The sequence below is a fragment of the Streptococcus sp. ACS2 genome (assembly GCF_000525585.1).
Lineage (GTDB): Bacteria > Bacillota > Bacilli > Lactobacillales > Streptococcaceae > Streptococcus.
Window position 1 is genome coordinate 1 of record NZ_JALT01000016.1, and the last position, 23442, is coordinate 23442.

Below are 23442 nucleotides of genomic sequence, written 5' to 3' on the forward strand. Positions count from 1 at the left end.
AGAGGAGAATATAAGCAAGGTCAATCATTACTTCAAAACAGTCTTTAGGACTTTTCTTAGACACAAGCAATACATCAAGAATGCGCTAGAAACAGACTATTCAAATGCCAAACTTGAAGCAACTAATAAGTTGATTAAAGACATCAAACGGTTGGGCTTCGGTTTTAAAAATTTTATCAACTTTAGGAAGCGTGTTTTCATCACTCTGAATATACAAAAAGAGAAGACCTATCTGGTCCTCTCTAGATGTTAGCTTTTCGTCACCCACTACAGTTGACAAAGAGCCCAGACAAAAGTATCTCTGCAAATTGCAGAGATACTTTTTTAGTAATGATATGCTTTTTCGTAAGCTTCTTTTGGTGTCAGTTTGTCTCCAAAAATAAGTAAACGGTAGTCAACATTAGTAGGATCTTTTTGATAGTCATCAACCCAATCTTGATTCATTTCGAGATAAAGATTATAAGTTCCCAACTCAGTCGAAACAGTACCTATCTTGTAAAAATCTTTATAACGCTTTTGGTTATCCGTTTTTTTCAATTTTTCATATCGATAATAGGTTCTGGCAAAGTCCATGAATTGGAATTCTTTCTTATCTTTGCCAGAGCCCGTTGTTACTTCAATGGTACCTTTGTTATTTGTTAGGTGTAAATCATAAACATAGTCACCATGATTATCTTCATAGAAAATACCTGAGGTGTTATCCTCCTCATCATATAAGGTCTCAATATTTGCATACTTAGCAGCCTGCCAAGCAACAGGGACTCCTTCATATTCACCATCAATCTGTAAACCTAAAAGTGACCAATAATGACCGATATAGAAGGTATTAGACTTATTACGATCTGTCACCAGTTCACCTACCATCTTAAGGTTTTCAGCACCTAGACGATAAGGGTTAGATAGGTAACCAAAGACTGGGAAGAAATAAATGATGACTGTAAAGGTCAAGAGGGTCTTCATATTAATCTTATTGATTGCCCAGAAGAAATAAGCAGCTGAGAACAAGAGAGCGTAAGCAGCCCCGTAGCTAAACTTATGCGCGTGAGCAATCAAGAGCAGAATGAAGAAAATAGGTTGGATAGGACGAATCTTGTGATAGATGATAGAGAAAACGTCCTCCTTGTCTTCCTCAGATTTGAAAATCAAAGACAAGACAATGGTCAAGAGTACAAAGAAGGCACCAAAGCCGAAACCAACATCATTTGGACGGAAGAAATAAGCCAAGATGGACATATCCATCACCAAAAGCCAGACAGCTGCAAATTTAACCATGTTGTTACCAAATTTTGCAGCCGTTTGACTAGGTGCCTTCAAAGGTACCTCAAAGGCTTGAGCAAGTGCTCTTTCTTTGGCTTGACGTTCAGCCTCTATTGCAGCTTTCATTTCCTTAGTACGGCGTTCCTTTTGGAACAAATGGGCAACCTTAGTCGGTTCATCTTGCCTTGACTTAGTGATACTCAAGAAAAGCAAGTACTGCATGGCGAAAATGAGAGCTGTGTTTCCACCGTATTCTAGAAAAGAACCATTCCAAATACTAGAAACAACTGCAAAAACAATGTAACCTCCAAGTGAGATCAAAACCGTCAAGAGCAAATGAATCCAACGATAGCGGTAAGTGTATTTATCAGTTGTATCTCGTCTCAAAAAGGTGTCACGTGGGTAAAGATACCAGATAACGAAGATAAGTTCAATGGCCTGAACTGCTGTTAGAAAACCAACATAGTTGAAGCCAAAAAGAGCTGCTACCACATTGATGAGATAGGAAATAATAGCCAAAACTCGCAGACTGGTGCGCTTAGACAAAAGTCCAATACTCATCAGAGTGATAGTTGAGAAAGCAGAAAAACCAGCACCCACCTTATCATCAAAGATGAAGACGTTAACAAAGGCAAAAATCAAGATTCCTAAAAGAGTCAAGACTTGTCTTTGCATTTCTTTTTTCTTTTCTTTCATATTTTCCCTCCTTTTGGAAATGATAACGCTTCCGTATTCCTATTTTAACACAATTATACTATTTTTGTCAGATTTGAAAAGACATTCGGATAAACGAATGCCTTTTTCATTAATTATCCATTGCTTCAATCTTAAGGAAAACAAAATCTCCATCAAAGCGTTGAATATACTTTTGAAAGCCTAATAAACTAAAGGTTTCAATCTCATAACGGACCTGATCAACACCTTCACTAGTGCTTTCCTCTAGCAATTTCAGTTTTGGAATATCAGACTCCAAGACATCACGGTAGAGACCTTTATACTCAAAGGTAATTCGAGCCCATTCGTTACCAGAAAGCATTGAGAAAGCTTGGTAACGCACCTGCTCATCTGTAATGAGACGGGCTTCTTGTTCTGGACTAAGCGTGAAGGCGACGTCATTTTCAGATTTATGAATGGTCTGAAAATGATCGACACGGAAATAACGTATTTCAGAGAACTTGTAATCACAAGTAAAGTTCTCATCCAATTTGTAAGAAATACAGTAGAAATAGTGGTTGTCAAAAATGACTGAAATTGGAAAGACCTTATACTCCTCCACTTTTTCACCTGGCTTACGGTAGCTAAATGACAATGGACGTTGGTCCACAATAGCATCGAAAATGGCTGAAATAGCTGGTAAGAGTGACTTATCTTGTTCCTGATAAATCTTAAGTTCTTGATAACTATCTAGTTCTAGCTCAGTCAATCGCTTGATACGTCTGCGCTCTTTGTCGTCTACAGCCCTCTCAACAAAGATGTTGATTATCTCTGCTACTTCATCCTTTCGAAGGGCACGACTCTCTAAAAGAATCTTAGATAGGATAACTGCCTGATTGTATTTAAGGTTACCATAACCTTGTTCATACTCAGCATGGTAGGAACCATATTTTCTAGAATACTTCACTTTCATATTAGGACGGAGCTCAGTCAAATTATCCTTGAGCTCACTCACATCCTCTTTAAGAGTACGCTCACTTATGCCAAAGCGAGCAAGGTAGTCCGTTTTTGAAATGTCATTTCCCTTTTCCAATTCGGACATAAAATACAAGAGACGTTTGGTTTTTGATGCTGTCATTATAAAATCCCCCTTTATAATTGAATCTCTTATTACTAAAAAAATTGCTGTCTAGTTATTCATTATCATAGATAGTCATCCCCAGTAGCGACGAGCCACAGAATTATAGCTCAAATAATAGTCCTTTTTCTTTTCGTTATACTCAAAAGATAGTCTTAACAATTGTGCTCTCTCAATAGAGCTATTCTGGTCAGTATAATCAAGATCAACTGTCTTATGCATAGCTCCTGAAGAGTGCACGCTATGCGCCTCTGAGCACTGTCCGCCTGAGGGTGTTCCCTCACCACCTCAGACAAGGCTGTTGCTGGACCAAGATAGTCTTGGTCTTTAGTGCGTAACCGGTTAAGCTGTTCTATTGTCCAGTCACTACTATAATTATCAACTACCGTAACGCCATCAACTGGATAAGTCGCTGTTCCGCCATCATAGACAAAGCGTCCCTTTTCGTCCTTCACAAAAGAGAGATTAATATACTCATTGCCATCTCCACGGTCATATCTCACCTTGAGACCACTAGACTCCATCTCGACATAATTCCCCTTACCATGACTTTTAATAATCGAACGTAAGGTATCAGCCTTGGGTTTCAGATTTTCAAAATCTTCTTCCGTCCAGTTATAAATTGCAGACTCATCTTCGTAATCTTTGGGATCATCGCTATCTGGTTTATCTTCATCAAGATCTGACTGAGACACCTGCTGAATCAACCTGTATTTTTTCATAGCCCCTCGATAGACAGAACCACCTAAAGTGGCAAAGAAGGATAGTCCAATCAAGCCAACCACGATTGCGGTGAAGAGAAATCTACCTAGCTTCTGTCCCATTCTAAAGAGAATGATAGCAAGGACAAAACATGCCACAATTACAGCCAGATACACAATTATCGGCTTATACTCCCAGGATAACAAGACCGAGCCCTAGCTCACACCTAAGAGTATCAATGGCAAAGCAAGGGTCAAAAAGAAATGTCGCTTCTCAGCTTTTTCCTCCTGAAAAGCAGATTCAAACTCTGGCCCTTTATTACGAAAAGCCGACTCGAAAGCCTGATCACCATTCTTTAGATGATCATCACTTAAATAATGTTCATTCTCTTTATTAAACCTCTACTCCTCTAAATATTCTATATAACAATTTCCCAGTTTTTTCTATTGTAACAAATGAAAGCGTCATTTTCTACAAATATACTTAAAAAGCAACCTATCTTAGGTTGCTTAAAGGTTTAACATTAGTCATTCTCAATTTTTTCAGCTTCTGTACTGAATTTTTGTGCGATGGCTTCAAGAGCTAATTCGTCTGTATCTGGAAGAGTGATGGCATCATCAGAAATCTCATCAATATTTGCATAAAATTCAATATGATTCTTCAGATTTTGGAGATGAATTGGTGCATCACCACCGTATTCGCCATCGAGGTTAATCATCATACGATCATCACTTAAAGGCTCAATATACAGCGAGCTCGTTTTGATATAGGAAATTCTCTTGTCATAGATGTGTTTACCACCTTGGAGAATTTGACGAATGAGGTCAACCAATTCAAAGAGGTTAGCAGTCTTAACCATGATTAGAGTAAATTTACCATCATCCAGTTTAGCATCTGGGGCAATCGTTTCAAAGCCACCAACTGAATTGGTCAAGGCAACGAAAATCATGGAAAGACCACCTTCAAAAACACCCTCATCATGCGTAATACGAACAGGAACCTTCTTTACCTGTGGCAACAACTCTGCCCCCTTAACAAGGTAGGCCAAATAACCAAGTACTGTCTTTAAGCGACTAGGTACACTATAGGTTAGTTCCGTAAAGGAACCAGCAGCCGCAATATTGATGAAGTATTTGTCATCATAGGCACGGCCAATATCCATCAGAAGGGTCTGATTTTTAGCGATAACCTTGGCTGCTTCAACAGGATTTCCTCTTGGAATCTTCAAGGCGCGTGCAAAGTCATTTGTCGTTCCCGTTGGAATAACCGCCATTTGTGGGCGTTTTTTAAGCGGGGCAATCCCAGAAACAACCTCATTGATTGTACCATCGCCACCAGCAGCAATAACTAAGTCAAAGCCTGCTTTGGCCGCACGAGTGGCCTCATTTTTTGCTGAGTTCTCATCTGGTGTTGTTTGAAAGGCTGACGCTTCAAAGCCAGCACCTTCCAGAATATCCAAGACCTCGGCAACATTTTTTTTCATAATTTCTTGTCCAGATGTTGGATTATAAATTAAGCGGGCACGTTTTTGTTTCATATTGAACTCCTATAAATCCAGCAACCAAGCCTCATCTTTTACTTCAATTCCTAGGCTTTGTGCTTTTTCCAACTTACTTCCGGCATCACTACCAGCAACTACTAAATCTGTTTTCTTAGAGACAGAGCCTGTCACCTTAGCACCCAGAGCTTCTAGTTTTGCCTTTGCTTCACTACGTTTAAGGTGCTCCAATTTCCCTGTCAAAACAACTGTCTTACCAGATAAGATAGCATCATCTGCCACCTTTTGTCCAAGATAGGACAAATTAACGCCATAGGATTCCAGTTCTTTCATAAGAACTTGAGCCTCCTCCTTAGCAAAATAGCGCTGGATGGACTTGGCAATAACCTCTCCTAAACCATCTACAGCAGCAATAGCCTCGACATCTGCACTGGCTAACTCTTGTATACTGCCAAAAGCTTCTAGCAACTGCTTACTAACTTTGGCGCCAACATGACGAATACCCAAGCCATAGAGCAATTTCTCTGCAGAATTTTCTTTTGATGATTGAATGGCTGCGTAAAGTTTTTCAGCCGACTTTTCCTTGAAACCTTCCAATTGAAGGAAATCCTGACTGTTCAAGCCATAGATATCAGCCACATCTTTAACCAATTCAGCTTTAAAGAGCTTTTCAACCACTGAAGGTCCCATACCTGCGATGTTCATGGCATCTCTAGAGGCAAAATGAATCAGGCCTTCCTTGATCTGAGCAGGGCAAGAAGGATTGATACATCGTAGGGCAACTTCATCTTCAAAATGTAAAAGACCACTGCCACAAGATGGACATTGAGTCGGTACTTCCATCGGCTCCTGTGTCGTACGCTTACTCTCTACTACACGAAGTACAGCAGGGATAATATCACCAGCTTTGTAGACAATTACGGTATCACCGATACGAATGTCTTTTTCGGCAATGTAATCTACATTATGAAGGGTGGCCCGACTAACCGTTGTCCCCGCTAATTGCACTGGAGTCAAATTAGCAGTCGGCGTTACTACACCCGTACGACCTACCTGCCAGTCCACTGAGAGAAGCTCTGCTTCCTTTTCCTCAGCCGGGAATTTATAAGCAATGGCCCAACGTGGCGCCTTAACTGTAAAACCGAGTTCTTCTTGCATAGCCAAACTATTGACTTTGATGACAACACCATCAATGTCATAGGCCAAGTGATCACGATCTTCTCCAACAGCTTGAATAAAGTCCCAAATCTCATCCATCGATGATGTGACAATGCGTCGTGGATTAACAGAGAAACCGAGTTCTGCCACTTCATTTAAGACATCATTTTGTGTTAGACGCTCCGTTGGACTAGCTTCCTGATAAAGGAAAGTCGCCAAACGACGCTCTGCAACCACTTTGGTATCTAATTGACGAAGAGTTCCTGCTGCAGCATTACGTGGATTGGCAAATTCGGCCTCACCATTTTCCTGGCGTTGGATGTTGATGCGTTCAAACTCAGCCCGTGGCAGGTAACACTCCCCACGCACCGTAATATTAAGAGGTTGGTCCAACTTCAGAGGAATATCTGAGATACGCTTGACATTTTCAGTGATATTCTCACCTACAGAACCATCACCACGTGTCGCACCTACCTGAAGAATACCATCCACATAGGTCAACGAGATAGAAAGCCCATCGATTTTGAGTTCAGCCATATAATCAGCATTAGGAAATTCGTCCTTAACCCTCTTATCAAAGGCATCTAGCTCTTCTCGTGAAAAAGCATCCTGCAAACTATAAAGCGGATACTCATGTTGATATTTTTCAAAACCATCAAGGACTAGACCTCCCACACGATGCGTAGGACTATCTGCTTGAACAAGTTCTGGATGTTCAGCTTCCAAAGCTACAAGCTCACGATAAAGCTTATCATACTCGGCATCTGACACTGATGGATTATCTTCCGTATAATACTCTTTTGCATACTGGTTAAGTTTAACAACCAGCTCTTTCATTCGTTTTTCCATAGGAACATTTTAACATAAAAGCAGAAAAAAACGCCTTTACAGACGTTAATTTAGGAAACAAAATCAATAACTTTGGCCAATTTCTTAATAAGAATTGCACCAACTAAGAGAGAAGCCAATTCTCCCATAGCAACAGTGAACCAAGTTACCCAAAATGGTGCCTGAGTAACCAAGGTCAACTCAGCCGCAATTGTCACCATGAAGAATGAGAAGTAAAAAGCAAAGTAAACATGAGCCTTGTCAAAAAGTCCACCTAAAATATCTTGGTTCTTAAATCGATCGAAGAAATAAACACCTGAACCGACAAAGACCAGTGTCGAGAGACTTCCGACAACCACATCAATCATGTTAAAGCTAAAGAAATTAGCAATCACACAGCCCAAAGTCACGGCAATGATATACTTGCGATTATAAAATCCTAAAAGATTGAACATTTCTGCAATTCGGAACTGGTAGGGACCATACGAAATTAAGTTAAAAGGTGGCACAACAGTCAAGACTACATAAAGAGCTGCCACAATAGCAATATGTGTTAAATCACGAACAGTTTGTTTTTTCATTTTTCCTCCATAATCAATGTTTTTTATTAGTTACGAAAAATCAATAATCCCGTCAAAAGAGCCTGGATCTCACCAAGCTCTTTTTATCATCTAGGAATCATCCTCATGTTTTTTGTGTTTTTTGCTGTCACTACCATCTCCAGAAAAGCTCTGAATAATAGTAATCACATCTCCTCTTCTACTTTTTAGTTCACCTTGTCTAAGTTCTTGATAGGTCGCATTAAAGACGGCGCCCAAAATCAAAATCCTGGCCAAAAAGATGAACCAAAGCATGAAGACGAAAATCATAATGGATCCAAATAACTTGATGTCAACTAATCGACTCAAGGTACGAATCACGTAGGTTCCAAACAAGTTACTTAAATAACCAATCACTAAAGTCGTAAAGATAGTCCCTGGCATAACGTAACGGATTTTTCGAATCTTCACATTTGGAAGCACGAAATAAAGCACCATCATTCCCAGGAAGACAACTGCAATACTCAGAGGTTGAATACTATTTAGAATAAGCTGGGTCATCTTGGAACCAATAGGATAGGTCTGATTGATAACTCGAAGGACCGACTGAATAATTGTGGACAGCATTAGTGCAAAGGTGAGCAGGAACAAAATGACCAGACTCATGAAACCACCGATAATGTGACTAATAAAGACATCACGATGTTCTGAGGCACCATACACCTTGTTAATCGCCTTTTGAAGTGAAGACAAGGACTTAATCATGGTCCAGAATCCCGTCAAAGAGGCAACTCCCAACAACTGTCCAGAAGGTGTCGAGAAGATATCCTGAACAACGTTGGCTGCAGGTGCATAAAACTGCTTAGGAAGATGCTCATTCATAAACTTCAAGAGATCTGTCGTATCAATATTCAGATAGGGAAAGACATTGGCCGCAATGACAATGAGCGGAAAAACCGTCAAAATGAGATAGTAAGCCACTGCGATAGTTGAAATGTCTATCTCTGCACTACGATAATGCCTAAGATAAACCTGCAAAGGGCGCCACTGGAGTTTATCCAGGAGACGGGCCATTAAGCCTTGTCGTTTCATATTAGTAAGTTCTTTCTTCACCTTGAGAAGTCAAAATTACTGGACCATCCTTAGTAATAACAAATTGGTGTTCATATTGACAAGAAAGTCCACCGTCAAGAGTTTTGTGAGCCCAACCCGTTTCAAGGTCAGTATCAATTTCCCAAGTACCAGTGTTAATCATTGGCTCGATAGTCAAAACCATTCCTTCTTTGAGACGGAGACCTCGTCCAGCCACCCCATAGTTTGGCACCATTGGTTCTTCGTGCATTGTTGGTCCAACTCCGTGTCCAACCAAATCACGAACAACACCGTAACCACGACTTTCAGCGTATTCTTGGATAGCCGCCCCGATATCACCGATACGGTTACCGACTACTGCTTGTTCAATACCAAGGTACATAGCCTCACGTGTTACTTCCATAAGTTTTTTAACTTCATCAGATGGCGTTCCAATCGCATAAGCCCAGCATGAGTCAGCCAAACCGCCAGAATATGATCCCGTGTATTTTTTAACCTGAGCAACATTGTCAAAGTCCAATTTTGACACATCAAGGACTGACTTATCAATAGGTTCTGACAAGACCATATCCACTTTCAAGAGGTCACCATCTTTCAAAATATAGTGACGTGGAAAGGCGTGTGCCACTTCGTCATTAAGGCCACAGCATGTTGCATAAGGGTAATCCATAATGCTTCCCTCAACTCCAATCTGAAGGGGAAGGACATTCTCTTCTTTACAACGACGACGCACATATTCTTCTACTTCCCACATGTCTACTCCTGGTTTCAAGAGATCACGTAGACCAATGTGAATGCTAGCAAGAAAATCCCCTGCCCTATCCATCGCTTCAATTTCACGTGCTGATTTTAATGTAATCATTGTTTTCTCCGTTTTCTTTATATCTTTTATTTTTTATTCGTTCCTAAGTTTTCTTAACCACAACGACTGATTTGCAGACGGTATGATTTCCGTGAGTAACCATAAGGTCCAGATGCGCTCTACGTCTGGTCTCAGCGATAATACTTGGTGTAATCGTCACCTTGTCATCGATCTGAGCTGCCTGAAGAAAGTAAAACATCATCTCTTCAATCACAAGACCATTTTGCTCCTGCTTTTCCATGATACGATAGACAACCTCTTTAACCATCTCTGCAAGAACACCCTGAGTGAGGTTCCCAGAATTGTCAATCATAGTGGGCTCTACCTCAAAGCTGAAAGCATGCTTGTCCTGATTTAGGTTAGCTATCATTTGATCACTAAAGGTGTGCAAGTTGCCACGATTATTGTCCTGAAGTTCTTCCAAAACCTGACGACGAGTGATAACACCTAGATAATGTTTTTCTTCGTCCACAACAGGAATGATATCAAAGTCTTCAAAAATCATCTTTTGGGCAACAGTTGCCAAACTAGTCTCAAGTCGTGTCACCGTCGGCTTTGTCATGATTGCCTTAAGCATGGTCGTCGGTTGCTGATTAGACACATCCCGCATGGTCACAATCCCAATCACTTTTTCAGACTCAGATAAAATTGGAAAACGTACCAAATTGGTCCGTTTAACCAAATTCTGAAAATCCCTGACCGTCATTTCTGGAGTCATGTAGTTGTAGTCTTCTCGTCTGGTATAGACTTGAGCTACAGTCTTGATGTCTGTTTTGATGCGGACATTCGAAAGTGCCTGGTTAATCATGGTTGCCACGGTAAAGGTATCGTAAGTTGTTACCATAACTGGAAATTGCTTCAAACGAGAAAGCTCTTTTACCCTATCGGAAACCTGAAAGCCCCCCGTCACTAGAATAGCATTATTGTGTTCTAGGGCAAGCAATTGAATATCCTCACGGTCCCCAACAATAAGAAGGTCTCCCTTGGTTAAATAACGGGTGATATTCTCAATAGTCATGGCTCCAATATAGAACTTACTGAAGACACGTTCCAGACCTTCATGACCAGAGATAACCTCAGACTCTGTAATCTCTGCAATCTCCGCAAAGGTCAGCCTGTCAAGGCGAACTTGGACTTTCTTTTCAATTCGAACCGTCCCACTCCGAGGACGAGTCTCAACCAGCCCTCGATTTTCAGCTTCTTTAATGGCTCGATAGGCAGTTCCATCAGAAACCTGTAAGTGATTCGAAATACTACGCACACTAACACGCTTACCGATTGGCAAGGCCTCAAGATAATCTAGAATTTCTTGATGTTTACTCACAGTTCTCCTCCTTCTCAAAGCGGAGATAATCACGCATGGTACGAGTGTATCGGTCTGCTCCCTTAAAGCGGGACACAAGCTTAAAGCCAGATTTTTCCGCTACACGAATCGATGCCTTATTTTCCAAATGGGCAATAAGAATAATACGGTCCATTCCCATAGCTGTCAAAGCCAAATCTGACAGACAGGTAACCGCCTCAGTCATTAGACCTCTCCCCCAGTATGAGGCATTCAAAAAATAGCCAAGCTCTGCAGTCCGTTTCTGGACATCAATCTTTTCAAAACGAACAACGCCAATCATCTTATCTAACTCTTTATCTACAATGGCCCATACACCTAGAGGTTCCTTCATGAAATAATGAACCAAAAGGCAATCCGTTTCATGCTGTGTTTGAGTGGCAGGAAAGAAAAATTGTAGATTCTGAGGATTTGATACAATTTCATGTAAATCAAAACGATCCAAAAAGATGAGTGGTCTAAAAGAAAGGCGCTCCGACTCAAAAAAGGCAAAAGCACCCAGACTAGTCCAAATATCCATGATAGTATTATAACACAGTTTTAAAAATGGAAAAAGGCTCAACCACTAGGGGTTGAACCTTAGACTTAATCTTCAATCAAACGAATATCTGCACCAAGGTCAGAAAGTTTCTCAATGATATTTGAATACCCGCGAAGGATAAACTCAATATTGGTAATTTCAGTTTGACCTTCTGCCATAAGACCCGCTGTAACAAGTGCCGCACCCGCACGCAAATCACTAGCTTTTACTGGTGCACCTGAAAGTTGCGTTGGACCATTGTAAACAATTTGTCCACCGAGTACTTGAATATCAGCACCCATACGAGCCAATTCAGGAACGTGATTCACACGTTTTTCATAAATTGTATCTATGATTTTTCCGCGACCACTTGCTTTCAATAACAATGGTGTCATAGGTTGTTGTAAATCTGTTGCAAAACCTGGATAAGGCGACGTCTTAATGTCAACAGGTTTTAGATCACCTTGCTCTTCCACAAAGATGGCATCTTCTTCAACGGTCATACGAACACCCATTGCTTCAAGTTTAGCAATAAAACTTTCAAGGTGTTCATAAAGAACATTTTTAACCTTAATTCCCTTACCGATAGCCGCAGCCATAGCAATGTAAGAACCCGCTTCAATACGGTCTGGAATGACCTGGTGACGAGTGCCATGTAAGCTTTCTACACCGTCAATCGTGATGACTTCTGTACCAGCGCCACGTACACGCGCTCCCATATTGTTAAGAAGAGTTGCTACATCAATAATCTCAGGTTCACGCGCCGCATTTTCAATAACCGTACGACCGTCAGCCTTAGCCGCTGCCAACATGGTATTGATAGTCGCTCCAACACTGACCGTATCCATGTAGATATGAGCACCCTTAATGCGTTGACCAGCATCAGTCGCAATACGCATAGACTCTGCTTCATAGGAAATGCTTGCACCCATCGCTTCAAACGCCTTAAGGTGAAGGTCAATAGGACGTGGTCCCAAATCACAGCCACCAGGCAAACCTACTGTTGCTTGACCGTAACGTCCAAGCAAGCTACCGTAGAAATAGTAAGAAGCACGAAGGCTGTTAATCTTACCAAATGGCATTGGCATATCCTTAACGCCTCGTGGATCAATTTCAAGTGTTTCGCCATCACGCTTAACAGAACCACCCATTACTTCTATAATTTCAATGAGGTTATCGACGTCGCTGATTGCTGGCACCCCATCAAGAGTAACCACTCCATCAGATAAAATGATGGCTGGAATCAAAGCAACAACTGAATTTTTAGCCCCTGATACTGTAACTTCTCCCTGAAGTTTCTTACCACCATTGATGATAATTTTACGCATACTGTTCAATCTTTCTTATACTGGAATATTAGCCTTTACATTCTACCATAGATTGAGGTGCATGACAAATTAAGAACGCTAACAATTATCGGACAGTTTCACTTGACCACTTAAACCACCCTTTAAAACGGATAGCACCGTTCTGGTCTGTTCGTAAAACCTTAATGTGACGTTCCTTAAAACGCTTCAAAGTTTCATCATTTGGATGTTTATAGCGATTATTCTCACCAGCTGAAACAAGGGCAAGGGAGGGCTGCAACTGGTCCAAAAACGCTTCAGACGATGACCCTTTTGAACCGTGGTGTCCAGCTTTGAGGATGCCTGCTTTTAAATTGGGATAACTGGCCATCAGTTCCTCCTCTCCTTCCTTTTCCAGATCACCCGTAAACAGAAAACTGCTTCCTAATAATTTTCCATAGAGCACTATCGAATCATTATTACCACCATCACCAACTTTATTTGGATAAAGAACCTGTAGCTTGCTTCCCATCATGGGTAAGTTGTCTCCAGCCTTTAGAGTACGAACTGGGCGTTTTAAAGTCCTAAGTCGTTTCACAAAACTAGGCTTAGTCAAAGCTCCTTGACTGACACAGATTTCCTTAATCTTAAACCGCTTGGCTACTTCTTCCAAATCACCAATATGGTCTGTATCCGTATGAGTCAGGACCATATGGTCAATTTGAGACACTCCCCTAGCCTGTAGATAGGGAATCAAGGTTTTCTCCGCATTGCTCGTCTGACTAGCCTCTTGCCATTTTTCCTTTAGGCCGAAAGTCACCTTGCCACCCACATCAATCAGGATGGTATCGCCTTTCATACTCCTCAGAAAAATACTATCTCCCTGACCAACGTCAACCATAGTCACCTCATTGGTTAAAGGATGTTTGACCCAGACCATCAAAAGACCAAAAATCATCAAAAGGCAAATCCTAAACTGAGGCTTTTTCCAAAAATCAAAGAGCAGAACCAATACAGCTATCATCAAGCCAAACTGAAACAAACTAGGTTTCCCTAGAATCAAAGGCTGGCCTATCCAGGATTGTATCCAAGTCAAAAAGGTCTCCATCCATTCAAAAAGTGGGTTGATTTGAGAAAAGATTACCAACCCTGAAAGGACAAAGAAGACCGTCAAGACAGGTAAGAGAAAGCTATCAAAGACTATCGAAAACATCGCTGTCAGAATTAAACTCACCGGTTGAAAGGTCCCATAATAGTAAGTTAGAAAGGGCAAAATCCCAAGACTCAATACCAAGCTCGTACAGATTGACTTTTTAAGAGATGACATCTCCTCAAAATCAAACAAACACAACAAAAAGGCATAGGAACAACTTAAAACACCTCCCACTGTCAAAAGAAAATGAGGTAAAAAGAGAAACATTAGAAGCAAGGTTATTCCCATATTGTCCAGTTTTTTAATACCAAACTCAGCCAACAAACTTTGAATCAAGGAACGTAGGACAGAAGCTGTCCAACCTGTCATTAAGCCATAGCATAAGGAAAAAGGCAGCAAGATAATAAATAGATAATCTTTAGGAAGGCCCAAGCGTAGGAGTCCGTAGCGAAACCATCCCAGAAAAAAGCCCACTTGCATCCCCGAAAGTGCGAATAGATGAATAATACCTAAGCTTGTGTAAAGCTGACTTTGCTCATCAAACTCCTTATCCAAATACCCAAAGAGCAGACCTGTCATATAGTGTCTCATAGGATTAGGAAAATGCGTCTGAATATGAACCAAAGCCCTCCTCCTCAGTTGATGGAAAAAAGCTAGGGGAGATGTGTTTTTTTGAGACACCACATGATCCAAGCGCTCAATCTGAGCCATTCGATAAATGCCTTGACTGGCTAGATAAGACTGATAATTAAACCCTTGAAAATTACGTTGACCAGTTACTGGGGATAACTTTATTTTCCCTTTTAATACCAAGGTTTGACTAGTAGTCTTAAAAAAATACTGCTCCTTCTCAGATTTGAGTCGGTAAAAAACCTGATAGGTTTGTCCCTTTGCCTTTCCAATAGCTGATAATTGCTCACCATTAACCGATAGCGTATCAGCAACCAGAGTCACTTGATTGATTGCAGTAGGAGCTTGTTTATCTTGTATGGTAGCTCTGTGTTGCAAGAATAAAAAGTAAATCAAAAAGAAACTACCTACAAGCCCCACCAACTTTAGGGCTGCCTTATTCTTCCAATGATGCTTCAAAAAACATCCTAAAAGAAAAGACAACGCCCCAATAGCATAAACATTAGTGGCAAAAATCGTAAAATAAAGAGCAGCTATTAAAAGAGTCAAGGAAAAAAGATTGATGGGAGCTTTTTTAAGCCACATAGAGGGACTCTCTGATTTTATCTAAAGTTTTATCACCAATTCCTGAGACATTTTTCAAGTCATCTACGGATTGAAAACCTCCATGACTTTCACGATAGGCAATGATATCCTCAGCACGCTTAGCGCCAATTCCAGAAATGGTTTGTAACTCCTCTGAAGTCGCTGTGTTTAAGTTGATTTTGCCATCCTTAGCACTAGTTTGCCCTCCTTTGTCAGAGACCTGACCAGTTCCTGATTGACCAAGAACAGAAAGGTTTTCATCCTTAGTTGCCACATAGATAACCTCTTCGTCTGACAGGCTTGCAGCTAAATTAACACTCTTAGCATCCGCATCCTCAGTCATTCCCCCAGCAGCTTTGATGGCATCAGTCACCCTAGCGCTTGCTTTTAAAGTATAAACACCCGGATTAGCCACAGCCCCCTTAACATCTACCGTTACTTTTGACTTCTCCTTTTCACTTCCTTCAGTCTTTGACTGGGAAGACGCCTCAGAAAGAGACTGTGAACTTTGTTTGGAGGAGGAGGTTGACAAAGCTGTCACATCTGTATAAGACGTCTCCGCCTCCATGCTGTTGCCGGCACCACAAGTCATCCATAGAAAGAAGCAAAAAATCACCATCAGTACAGCGATGACACTCACAAACAGACGATTATCTTTGACATAGGCTAGAATCTTTTCCTTCACGCTATTCTCCTTAATTGATATATTTTCTTTCTTATTCGTAAAAAATTAAAAAAATATATCAAAAAGTAAAAAACTCCATCAGATCTATGTCTGACAGAGTTATTTGCTTATTTCTGCGTTTCTTTGGCACGGTGTTTTTCAGGGTTCCAAACAAAGCTAGCTACATATGAGAAAGCCATGGTCAAAAGCACTGCAATGATAGCCACAAGAGCGAGAGGTACACGGTAAATATATGTCAATGGGTTTGGTTTTTTGCCTGTTTGATAGCTCAAAGCTTCTTCATCGAGACGATCAAATTCAGACTGGATACGACGAGCAACCTCTTGAATATTTTCGTCATTCAAACGCTTCAAATCTGAAATATCAATAGGATTACCATAGTTCATATCCACACGTTCACCCGTCAAGAGCCCCTTGAGCTCACGAGGTCCTTGATAGACAACTGGCATAATCTTAACCTTGGCCATCTTAGCGATGACCGCAACTCCACCCTTAACATCAGAAGAATGACGGCTACCACTTGGGAACATAATCAAACTACGATTACTCTTCTTAAGCATGTTAACAGGGTACTTGATAGCTTCTTGACCAGGATTTTCACGGTCAATTGGGAAGGCGCCACACATGCGAATCCACCAACCAAAGATACGACTCTTGAAGAGTTCTTTCTTAGCCATGAAAATAAACTGCTTAGGACGGGCTGAAAAAGCCATATAAACAGGGTCCCACCACGTTCGGTGCGGAGCAACCAAGATGTAGTTTTCATCCTTGTTCAATAATTTATCGCGATTGTGGTAATGGGCATTACCATTGATAATCCAAAGAAGGAAGACAACAAGCCCACGTAAATAAGCGTAAAACACGTTTTTACCTCTTTTTCTACAAGTTTTTTACTATTATACCAAAAAAAGGAGATCTTTTTTCATCGAATTTCTTTGTAAAAGTCTTGAAAATGGTGTGGCACTTTCTAATAGTTTGAGCTATAATGTAACTATGAAAAAAAGTATTGAGATTATAGGGAAAAATCGAAAGGCACTTAATCTTTGCCTCATTATTGCAAACTTGGCTGTTTTGGCTATCCTAGGCTTTGTCCTATTCCAACGCCATAACACGAAATCTGAACAAGTAGCCAAGGCTGAAAAGACTGAACAAGTCGCTAATAGCACAACTTCATCTTCAGAAAAAGCTAAAGAAGATGATAAGACACAACTTAAAAAAGGTAGTAACCACAGCATCGCAGCTTCTGACTATGCTTACGATGTTACTGCTGTGAATAATACTATTCGAGGCAAGTCTCAGGATATCGACGACAAGGTAGTCTTTTTAACGTTTGACGACGGGATTGATCCAACACTGACCCCACAAGTCATGAGTATTTTGAAAGAATATGGTGTTCATGCCACATTCTTCCACATTGGTTACACCATTACACAAGAAAATGCGGACATCCTCAAACGCCAAATTACAGAAGGACATGCTATTGCCAACCATAGCCTCAGCCACAACTTTAATCTCCTTTATCCAGGACGTGTTCCTAATCAAAGTCAGATTGTTTCTGAGGTTAACCAAACCATGGCTAATTTCCAAGCCATCCTAGGTAAAGACTTCAAAACAAGAATTTTCCGTTATCCTGGTGGTCATATGTCATGGCAAGGTCTAGAAAGTACTGACCAAGCTCTCGCCAAGGAAGGTGTCCAGTGGATTGACTGGAATATGCTTTGTGGAGATGCAGAACCAGCCTCTGTTCGCCCAACGACATCTGAAACCATGATGGCCTACTTGGATGGTTCACAAAAATATTTCCCTGAGAGTCATGTTAAGGTTGTCCTTATGCACGACACTGCTGGTAAGGAGCTCACAGTTCAGACCCTTCCACAAATCATCGAATACTTCAAAGATCAAGGCTACACCTTTGGTGTCCTGGAGTAATCACTCACAACAGTTCCTTTGGGAGCTGTTTTTTGTTACAATAAAAGTTATGACAAATCCAATTTTAAAAGATGGAGAACGCATTGACCAACTCTTCTCCACAGATGTAAAAATCATTCAAAATAAGGAGGTCTTCAGCTATTCTATCGACAGTGTCCTCCTCTCGCGATTCCCAAAAATTCCAAAGAAGGGGTTAATCGTCGACCTCTGTTCGGGAAATGGTGCCGTTGGCCTCTTTGCTAGTACACGCACTGAGGCACCAATTACCTTGGTTGAACTACAAGAACGCCTGGCTGACATGGCCAAACGTTCCGTCACTCTCAACCAACTAGAGGACCAGGTGACCGTTGTCAATGACGACCTGAAAAATTTGCTTGACCATGCCCCACGATCTCAGGTGGACCTTATTCTCTGTAACCCTCCCTACTTTAAGGCGACAGAAACATCCAAGAAGAATCTGTCCGAGCACTACCTCTTAGCCCGTCACGAAATCACGACCAATCTAGAAGAAATTTGCCAGGTCGCTCGTCATGCCCTCAAATCTAACGGACGTATTGCCATGGTGCATCGTCCTGACCGCTTTTTGGATATCATCGATACTATGCGCCAGTATAATCTAGCGCCTAAACGCATCCAGTTTATCTATCCTAAAATGGGACGTGAGGCTAACATGCTCCTGATTGAAGCCATTAAAGACGGTTCGACAGATGGCTTGAAAATCCTTCCACCTCTCTTTGTTCACAAGGAAAATGGTGACTATACCGACGAAATCTTTGAGATTTACTTTGGAAAAAAGACTGAGGGTGAGTCCTAAACGATGATAGAAAAGGATAGCAAGGCCTACATGTATGTGGTTGAGTGTGCCGATGGCACCCTCTATACAGGCTATACCACAGACGTCGAACGCCGCCTCAAAACCCATAACTCAGGCAAAGGCGCCAAGTACACCAGAGCCCGCCTACCAGTTAAACTCCTCTACACAGAAGCCTTCGCCAGCAAACCAGAAGCCATGAGCGCCGAAACACTCTTTAAGAAAAAAAGCCGAGAGAAAAAACTAGCCTATATCAAAGAACACACGGAAAAATAACCGTGTGTTTTTTTGAATTTACTTGAGACTACTACTTCTACTTTCTAATAATAACTATTTTACACTTAAAATGTTTGCGCTTTCATAAAAAAATACTATAATTAGGAACTTTGAAAAAGTTCGCTGACGTCCGCACTCACCTAAGGGAAGTCTAAAAAAATAAGTATATAAAAAACGCTCTATTTTCATAGAGCGTTTTCCTTGTTTATTTATCACCCTTGTTACGGATAACAAAGCCGTTTTTCTTTTCACTTGAGGTGCGGTGTGGGCGTTTGTTGCCACGATTTTCGAAGTCACGGCTATTCTTCTTAGACTTGCGTTTGAAGTCACGACGGCCACCGTCTCGGTCATCGCGGTTACGGTCGCCACGGTATCCACCACGACGGTTGTTATCGCGACCACGGTTGCCACGGCCACCTTTGCCGCCTTTACCACCAAAGCCACCACCTGATGGTTTGAATGGCAATGGTTTTTCACGTGCAATTTCCACTTCTGGCATTGTCTCTGGGTCTTGAACGGTCAAGCTCAAGATGTAAAGTGCCAATTCTTCAGGAGTGAATTCTTGAGCCAATTTAACCGCATCACCCTTGAACTTGTCAAAGTTAGAACGGATAGCTTCATCCGCAAAGTCGCGTTCGATCTTCTTAAGGGCAACTTTCTTCTTAGCTTGGAAGGCTTCTTGAGCTGTTGGTGGCTTAAGGCCTTTCATGCGTTTCTTGGTCAAGTTTTCGATGATTCCCAAGTAACCCATTTCGTTTGGTGCTACGAAAGTAATAGATTGACCTGATTGGCCTGCACGTCCTGTACGTCCAATACGGTGAACGTAGCTTTCTGGATCTTGTGGAATATCGTAGTTGTAGACGTGAGTGACACCTGAAATGTCAAGACCACGCGCTGCAACGTCTGTCGCAACCAAGATATCGATTTGGTCGTTCTTGAAGTCACGGATAACACGAAGACGTTTGTTTTGATCAAGGTCACCGTGGATACCTTCTGCACGGAAACCACGAAGTTTCAAACCACGTGTCAACTCATCCACACGACGTTTGGTACGACCAAAGACAATTGACAATTCTGGTTGGTCAACGTCCATAAGGCGAGTCATGGTATCAAACTTCTCTTGTTCCTTCACCCGGATAAAGTATTGGTCAACGTTAACATTGGTCAATTCTTTAGCCTTGATCTTCACATGCTCAGGGTCTTTCATGAACTGCACACCAATTCGTTTGATGGCATCAGGCATAGTTGCTGAGAAAAGGAGAGTTTGACGTTCTTCTGGCACTCGGCTAATGATAGCTTCAATGTCTTCAAGGAAGCCCATGTTAAGCATTTCATCCGCTTCATCCAAAATCAAAGTCTCGATGTTATTGAGTTTAAGAGCCTTACGTTTGATAAGGTCAAGGAGACGACCTGGTGTCCCTACAACGATGTGGGCACCTGAACGGAGGGCCTTGATTTGTTTTTCAATGCTAGAACCACCGTAGACTGAGCGAACTTTAACGCCTTTGTCACGACCAAAACGGAAAAGCTCTTCTTGAGATTGCACTGCCAACTCACGTGTTGGGGCAATAACAAGGGCTTGGATTGTATTTTCTTCTGTACGAATTTTATCTAGGGTAGGCAAACCAAAGGCAGCTGTTTTACCAGTACCAGTTTGGGCCTGACCGATAACATCCTTACCTTCAAGAGCGAGTGGAATTGTCAACTCTTGGATAGGTGATGGTTTTTCAAAACCGGCAGCTACAACAGCTGATTGGATGTCTTCTGATAGGTTTAAATCTGTAAATTTCAAAGTATTCTTCTTTCTATTTGAAGGCGGTGCGAAGCCACCTTATGAGACTTGGTTGTGTAGTAGATTAACTACCTGTATTTAATAGTCGTTTATTTTAACAACTCATCTAGTCTATCATATTTAGAAATAAAAAGACAGAAAATAACGTTTTAAAACAGCCTTCAATTTGAGAAGACGGTTTCACTCACTAATTATTATTTATGGACCAACCAACGAAGGTGGCGGGCCAAGACCAAACAAAGAATCACACTACCGATAATGATGAAAATCCAGGCTGGACTAACCGTCATAAACGGTAAAGGAACATTCATCCCAAAGAAACCGGTAATGACGGCGAGCACTCCCAAGAGTACCTCAATAATGGTCAAATTACTCAAGTTGTTGTTCAGATTATTGTTTAGGATATTATTATAAGAACCTGATAATTGCTGTAAGACCTTAGAAATGAGGTCCGTCATGGCTACTAACTGTCTAGCTTCAATCATAGCATCATCAAACTGTTCTTTTTCGACCTCGTTGAGACGACGATAAATGGCGTGCCCCTTGATGTGCTCCAAAAGAAGACGGTTTTGTGTAGCGGCAGCCACCAAATAAACCATGCCTATTTCCAAATCTGAAAGATCGTAAAGATTCTTACTCGTCGTTGTCTGTCTTAGGCGTCGACTAACCTCATCTTTTTGCTGATCCAAACATTCAATGACGGGATAGTAGGCATTTGAAATCATCTCAAGTCCTGCAAAGAGCAATTTGTAGATAGACAAATCCTCATGGTTATCCACATAATCTTGCATCTTGCTTATCACATAAGCGTTATCCTCGTTACTAATGGTCACCAAACGCGTATCTTGAACAATAAAGGTCAGAGGAATGGTTTCATAGTATTCCTTGTCCTTTTCAAGTGCCAGAACGTTATAGATAAAGGTGATTGTCCCATTCTCACGATTGTAGTCCATGTGAGCTCGTTCATTTTTATCCAAAGCATACTCTATGGTTTCCTGATCAATATCATACTTGGTATAAAGATAGGATTGCTCAGAAATAATATCTGAGTCGATATTAATCCAGTGACGCTTATAACCCAGTTCTTTTTCAATAAACATTTTTCTTCCTCATTATTCCAGCACTGCTGCTGCCAAAGCTTGTTGGATTTCAAAGACATTATTATCACTCTTAAATTGAAGGACCTCTGCAGGCTCAAGTGCTGATGAAATCCAAATCTTAAGTTCAGCATCTAGGTCAAAGTGGCCCGAGCTCTCTACAGTGAAACGAGAGATTGAGTGATAAGGGATAGACTTGTAAGAAGTCTTCTTCCCTGTAACACCTTGTTTATCGACTAAAATCAAGCGCTTCTCTGTAAAGACAATCAAGTCACGAACAAGGGCATAGGCTAACTCCACCTGTTCACCTGGAATTAAGATGCCCTCCAATTGGCGCTCAACCTTATCATTATCTTTTTTAGATGCATTGCCAAGCAGTCCTGAAAAAAGTCCCATAGTTATTTCTCCTTTTTTATTGTAAAGATAATCCTTGCTTTAACTATACCACAATTTTAGGATTTCAGACACTTGCAAAAATGGGTTTCTGGTAGTACAATTAAGGAGTCACAAGAGGAGCAATTGCTGAGAATGGCTAGCTTGAATTTTTCTTCAAGACTTGCCTAAACTCTTACCACCTGATCAGGTTAGAACCTGCGTAGGGATGTGTCTCAAAATAGATTGAAATAGAGGAACTTCTATGACGTCGTTTTGATGTGGCAAAAATAGCCAATCAAGACGATTGGTATAGGAGGTTTTTTTATGTCGAAAACAAGTATTCGACCAATGATTGAGGTTGCACTCTTTGCAACCATTGCTTATATCCTGGACCTAGTTACTCAGCCCATGTCACTAGGCCCTTGGATTTCCCTTTCCTTTAAGATGGTGCCCATCTTTCTCCTCAGTTTTCGCTGGGGCTTAAAAGCTGGTGCTATGGGCGGTCTTATCTGGGGGCTACTTCAAGTTGTTACAGGGCAAGCCGCCGGTGGTTGGCTAACCTTAACACAAGGTTTTCTGGAATACTTTGTCGCCTTTAGTCTGATTGGTATCAGTGGTGTGGTCAAACCAGCCCTTGATAAAGCCATTAAACAAGACAATAAAGTCAAGTCTCTGATGCTTATCACTTGGGGGATTCTGCTTGGTAGCTTTGCTCGTTACCTCATTCACTTTATAGCCGGTGTCATCTTTTGGGGAAGTTATGCCCCTAAGGGACAAAGCCCTTATCTCTATTCACTCATTGTCAATAGCTCATCTTTCCTAGGAGAAACATTGGCCAGCCTCATTGTTTTCTTCGCCCTACAACGATTCCTAGGCAGATTACTCAATACAGAAAAATAAAAGAAACCATAGGACAGTCTTTAGTGGCAGTCCTATGGTTTTTCATGTTTTTATGAGATGTTACGACACGAAGTCAGACGTAGGCTAGCTAGCCACAAGATAGTGGCTAGCGTCAAAAGATGAACGATTTACATAAACTATACATAGCATTACGACATGAGAAAACGGAAACGATATTTTTCCGTTTTCGAGTTAGTAAGGGATTTAGCCACGGTCTCATAGTATGTAGTGTAGATATCATTATTAAGATATTACGACACGAAGTCAGACGAATCGATATTATTCGTCTGACGTAGTTAGTGAGACGGCTAGCTAGCCACAAGATAGTGGCTA

At 41.2% G+C, this 23442-nt stretch carries 22 protein-coding genes, 1 pseudogene and 1 riboswitch; of the genes and pseudogenes, 6 read left to right on the plus strand and 17 right to left on the minus strand.

What is annotated here, in order from left to right; all coding sequences use genetic code 11:
• Nucleotides 1–246: pseudogene (locus HMPREF1517_RS02420) on the plus strand (transposase); the annotation flags it as partial.
• Nucleotides 247–324: 78 nt separating this feature from the next.
• On the opposite strand, the gene HMPREF1517_RS02425 reads toward HMPREF1517_RS02420, so the two are convergent.
• The 3 genes from HMPREF1517_RS02425 to HMPREF1517_RS02435 all read right to left on the minus strand — a co-directional run bounded on the left by HMPREF1517_RS02425 (nt 325) and on the right by HMPREF1517_RS02435 (nt 3873).
• Nucleotides 325–1953: a membrane protein gene (locus HMPREF1517_RS02425; RefSeq protein ID WP_037599193.1), complete on the minus strand. Its 1629-nt coding sequence runs from the start codon at nt 1951–1953 to the stop codon at nt 325–327.
• Between the two features lie 109 nt (nt 1954–2062).
• A complete protein-coding gene (locus HMPREF1517_RS02430) occupies nt 2063–3049 on the minus strand; it encodes a helix-turn-helix transcriptional regulator (protein WP_037599194.1) in 987 nt (328 codons plus the stop codon).
• A gap of 155 nt (nt 3050–3204) precedes the next feature.
• Complete coding sequence (locus HMPREF1517_RS02435) at nt 3205–3873, minus strand: hypothetical protein (protein ID WP_229056616.1); 669 nt, start codon at nt 3871–3873, stop codon at nt 3205–3207.
• A gap of 116 nt (nt 3874–3989) precedes the next feature.
• Here HMPREF1517_RS02435 and HMPREF1517_RS10610 point away from each other — a divergent pair, with 116 nt between their 5' ends.
• Complete coding sequence (locus tag HMPREF1517_RS10610) at nt 3990–4148, plus strand: hypothetical protein (RefSeq protein WP_229056615.1); 159 nt, start codon at nt 3990–3992, stop codon at nt 4146–4148.
• 126 nt (nt 4149–4274) lie between these two features.
• On the opposite strand, the gene HMPREF1517_RS02440 is transcribed toward HMPREF1517_RS10610, so the two are convergent.
• The 11 genes from HMPREF1517_RS02440 to HMPREF1517_RS02490 all read right to left on the minus strand — a co-directional run bounded on the left by HMPREF1517_RS02440 (nt 4275) and on the right by HMPREF1517_RS02490 (nt 16792).
• The gene (locus HMPREF1517_RS02440; protein WP_002891548.1) at nt 4275–5288 is read right to left on the minus strand and encodes a diacylglycerol kinase family lipid kinase; all 1014 of its coding nucleotides are present in this window, start codon (nt 5286–5288) and stop codon (nt 4275–4277) included.
• A gap of 9 nt (nt 5289–5297) precedes the next feature.
• Complete coding sequence (gene ligA, locus HMPREF1517_RS02445; RefSeq protein WP_037599195.1) at nt 5298–7256, minus strand: NAD-dependent DNA ligase LigA; 1959 nt, start codon at nt 7254–7256, stop codon at nt 5298–5300.
• Between the two features lie 50 nt (nt 7257–7306).
• Nucleotides 7307–7816 carry a QueT transporter family protein gene (locus HMPREF1517_RS02450; protein WP_037599196.1) on the minus strand — a complete coding sequence of 170 codons (510 nt, stop codon included), beginning with the start codon at nt 7814–7816 and terminating at the stop codon, nt 7307–7309.
• Nucleotides 7817–7906: 90 nt separating this feature from the next.
• Entirely contained in the window at nt 7907–8866 is a 960-nt protein-coding gene (locus tag HMPREF1517_RS02455) for a YihY/virulence factor BrkB family protein (protein WP_013991030.1), read from the minus strand.
• Between the two features lies 1 nt (nt 8867).
• The gene (locus tag HMPREF1517_RS02460) at nt 8868–9728 is read right to left on the minus strand and encodes a methionyl aminopeptidase (RefSeq protein WP_037599197.1); all 861 of its coding nucleotides are present in this window, start codon (nt 9726–9728) and stop codon (nt 8868–8870) included.
• Between the two features lie 43 nt (nt 9729–9771).
• Nucleotides 9772–11052, minus strand: coding sequence for a CBS-HotDog domain-containing transcription factor SpxR (spxR, locus tag HMPREF1517_RS02465; protein ID WP_002884454.1), 1281 nt, complete (start codon nt 11050–11052; stop codon nt 9772–9774).
• Nucleotides 11045–11590 (minus strand): GNAT family N-acetyltransferase, encoded by a 546-nt coding sequence (locus HMPREF1517_RS02470; protein ID WP_013991031.1) that lies wholly within the window; start codon nt 11588–11590, stop codon nt 11045–11047. Before HMPREF1517_RS02470 ends, spxR begins: the two co-directional genes overlap by 8 nt.
• A gap of 65 nt (nt 11591–11655) precedes the next feature.
• Nucleotides 11656–12918 (minus strand): UDP-N-acetylglucosamine 1-carboxyvinyltransferase, encoded by a 1263-nt coding sequence (locus HMPREF1517_RS02475; RefSeq protein ID WP_021143745.1) that lies wholly within the window; start codon nt 12916–12918, stop codon nt 11656–11658.
• Between the two features lie 85 nt (nt 12919–13003).
• The gene (locus tag HMPREF1517_RS02480) at nt 13004–15244 is read right to left on the minus strand and encodes a DNA internalization-related competence protein ComEC/Rec2 (protein ID WP_037599198.1); all 2241 of its coding nucleotides are present in this window, start codon (nt 15242–15244) and stop codon (nt 13004–13006) included.
• Nucleotides 15234–15929: a helix-hairpin-helix domain-containing protein gene (locus HMPREF1517_RS02485; RefSeq protein ID WP_037599199.1), complete on the minus strand. Its 696-nt coding sequence runs from the start codon at nt 15927–15929 to the stop codon at nt 15234–15236. Before HMPREF1517_RS02485 ends, HMPREF1517_RS02480 begins: the two co-directional genes overlap by 11 nt.
• 107 nt (nt 15930–16036) lie before the next feature.
• Nucleotides 16037–16792 carry a lysophospholipid acyltransferase family protein gene (locus HMPREF1517_RS02490; protein ID WP_037599200.1) on the minus strand — a complete coding sequence of 252 codons (756 nt, stop codon included), beginning with the start codon at nt 16790–16792 and terminating at the stop codon, nt 16037–16039.
• A gap of 130 nt (nt 16793–16922) precedes the next feature.
• Between HMPREF1517_RS02490 and HMPREF1517_RS02495 the strand changes: the two genes are divergently transcribed.
• From HMPREF1517_RS02495 to HMPREF1517_RS02505, 3 genes are read left to right on the plus strand one after another with little or no spacing between them, the layout of a single operon-like run.
• A complete protein-coding gene (locus tag HMPREF1517_RS02495) occupies nt 16923–17858 on the plus strand; it encodes a polysaccharide deacetylase family protein (protein WP_037599201.1) in 936 nt (311 codons plus the stop codon).
• A gap of 49 nt (nt 17859–17907) precedes the next feature.
• Nucleotides 17908–18672, plus strand: a complete 765-nt coding sequence (locus HMPREF1517_RS02500; protein ID WP_037599202.1) for a tRNA1(Val) (adenine(37)-N6)-methyltransferase — start codon at nt 17908–17910, stop codon at nt 18670–18672.
• Between the two features lie 3 nt (nt 18673–18675).
• Nucleotides 18676–18945 (plus strand): GIY-YIG nuclease family protein, encoded by a 270-nt coding sequence (locus HMPREF1517_RS02505; protein ID WP_037599203.1) that lies wholly within the window; start codon nt 18676–18678, stop codon nt 18943–18945.
• A gap of 205 nt (nt 18946–19150) precedes the next feature.
• Here the strand turns inward: HMPREF1517_RS02505 and HMPREF1517_RS02510 are convergent, their stop codons facing one another.
• From HMPREF1517_RS02510 to HMPREF1517_RS02520, 3 genes are all read right to left on the minus strand, one after another.
• Entirely contained in the window at nt 19151–20737 is a 1587-nt protein-coding gene (locus HMPREF1517_RS02510; protein ID WP_004183188.1) for a DEAD/DEAH box helicase, read from the minus strand.
• Between the two features lie 194 nt (nt 20738–20931).
• The gene (locus tag HMPREF1517_RS02515; protein WP_037599204.1) at nt 20932–21837 is read right to left on the minus strand and encodes a magnesium transporter CorA family protein; all 906 of its coding nucleotides are present in this window, start codon (nt 21835–21837) and stop codon (nt 20932–20934) included.
• Between the two features lie 12 nt (nt 21838–21849).
• Nucleotides 21850–22230: a PH domain-containing protein gene (locus tag HMPREF1517_RS02520; protein ID WP_002891573.1), complete on the minus strand. Its 381-nt coding sequence runs from the start codon at nt 22228–22230 to the stop codon at nt 21850–21852.
• Nucleotides 22231–22333: 103 nt separating this feature from the next.
• Nucleotides 22334–22453: riboswitch (TPP riboswitch) on the plus strand.
• Between the two features lie 80 nt (nt 22454–22533).
• On the opposite strand from HMPREF1517_RS02520, the gene thiT reads away from it, so the two are divergent.
• Nucleotides 22534–23109, plus strand: a complete 576-nt coding sequence (gene thiT, locus HMPREF1517_RS02525; protein ID WP_037599205.1) for an energy-coupled thiamine transporter ThiT — start codon at nt 22534–22536, stop codon at nt 23107–23109.
• Nucleotides 23110–23442 lie beyond the last annotated feature (333 nt).

Bases quoted from the DNA above. Each gene is read 5' to 3' on its own strand.
- HMPREF1517_RS02425 (WP_037599193.1), bottom strand. From the start codon at position 1,953: ATGAAAGAAAAGAAAAAAGAAATGCAAAGACAAGTCTTGACTCTTTTA.
- HMPREF1517_RS02430 (WP_037599194.1), bottom strand. From the start codon at position 3,049: ATGACAGCATCAAAAACCAAACGTCTCTTGTATTTTATGTCCGAATTG.
- HMPREF1517_RS02435 (WP_229056616.1), bottom strand. From the start codon at position 3,873: ATGGGACAGAAGCTAGGTAGATTTCTCTTCACCGCAATCGTGGTTGGC.
- HMPREF1517_RS10610 (WP_229056615.1), top strand. From the start codon at position 3,990: ATGGCAAAGCAAGGGTCAAAAAGAAATGTCGCTTCTCAGCTTTTTCCT.
- HMPREF1517_RS02440 (WP_002891548.1), bottom strand. From the start codon at position 5,288: ATGAAACAAAAACGTGCCCGCTTAATTTATAATCCAACATCTGGACAA.
- ligA (WP_037599195.1), bottom strand. From the start codon at position 7,256: ATGGAAAAACGAATGAAAGAGCTGGTTGTTAAACTTAACCAGTATGCA.
- HMPREF1517_RS02450 (WP_037599196.1), bottom strand. From the start codon at position 7,816: ATGAAAAAACAAACTGTTCGTGATTTAACACATATTGCTATTGTGGCA.
- HMPREF1517_RS02455 (WP_013991030.1), bottom strand. From the start codon at position 8,866: ATGAAACGACAAGGCTTAATGGCCCGTCTCCTGGATAAACTCCAGTGG.
- HMPREF1517_RS02460 (WP_037599197.1), bottom strand. From the start codon at position 9,728: ATGATTACATTAAAATCAGCACGTGAAATTGAAGCGATGGATAGGGCA.
- HMPREF1517_RS02470 (WP_013991031.1), bottom strand. From the start codon at position 11,590: ATGGATATTTGGACTAGTCTGGGTGCTTTTGCCTTTTTTGAGTCGGAG.
- HMPREF1517_RS02475 (WP_021143745.1), bottom strand. From the start codon at position 12,918: ATGCGTAAAATTATCATCAATGGTGGTAAGAAACTTCAGGGAGAAGTT.
- HMPREF1517_RS02480 (WP_037599198.1), bottom strand. From the start codon at position 15,244: ATGTGGCTTAAAAAAGCTCCCATCAATCTTTTTTCCTTGACTCTTTTA.
- HMPREF1517_RS02495 (WP_037599201.1), top strand. From the start codon at position 16,923: ATGAAAAAAAGTATTGAGATTATAGGGAAAAATCGAAAGGCACTTAAT.
- HMPREF1517_RS02500 (WP_037599202.1), top strand. From the start codon at position 17,908: ATGACAAATCCAATTTTAAAAGATGGAGAACGCATTGACCAACTCTTC.
- HMPREF1517_RS02505 (WP_037599203.1), top strand. From the start codon at position 18,676: ATGATAGAAAAGGATAGCAAGGCCTACATGTATGTGGTTGAGTGTGCC.
- HMPREF1517_RS02515 (WP_037599204.1), bottom strand. From the start codon at position 21,837: ATGTTTATTGAAAAAGAACTGGGTTATAAGCGTCACTGGATTAATATC.
- HMPREF1517_RS02520 (WP_002891573.1), bottom strand. From the start codon at position 22,230: ATGGGACTTTTTTCAGGACTGCTTGGCAATGCATCTAAAAAAGATAAT.
- thiT (WP_037599205.1), top strand. From the start codon at position 22,534: ATGTCGAAAACAAGTATTCGACCAATGATTGAGGTTGCACTCTTTGCA.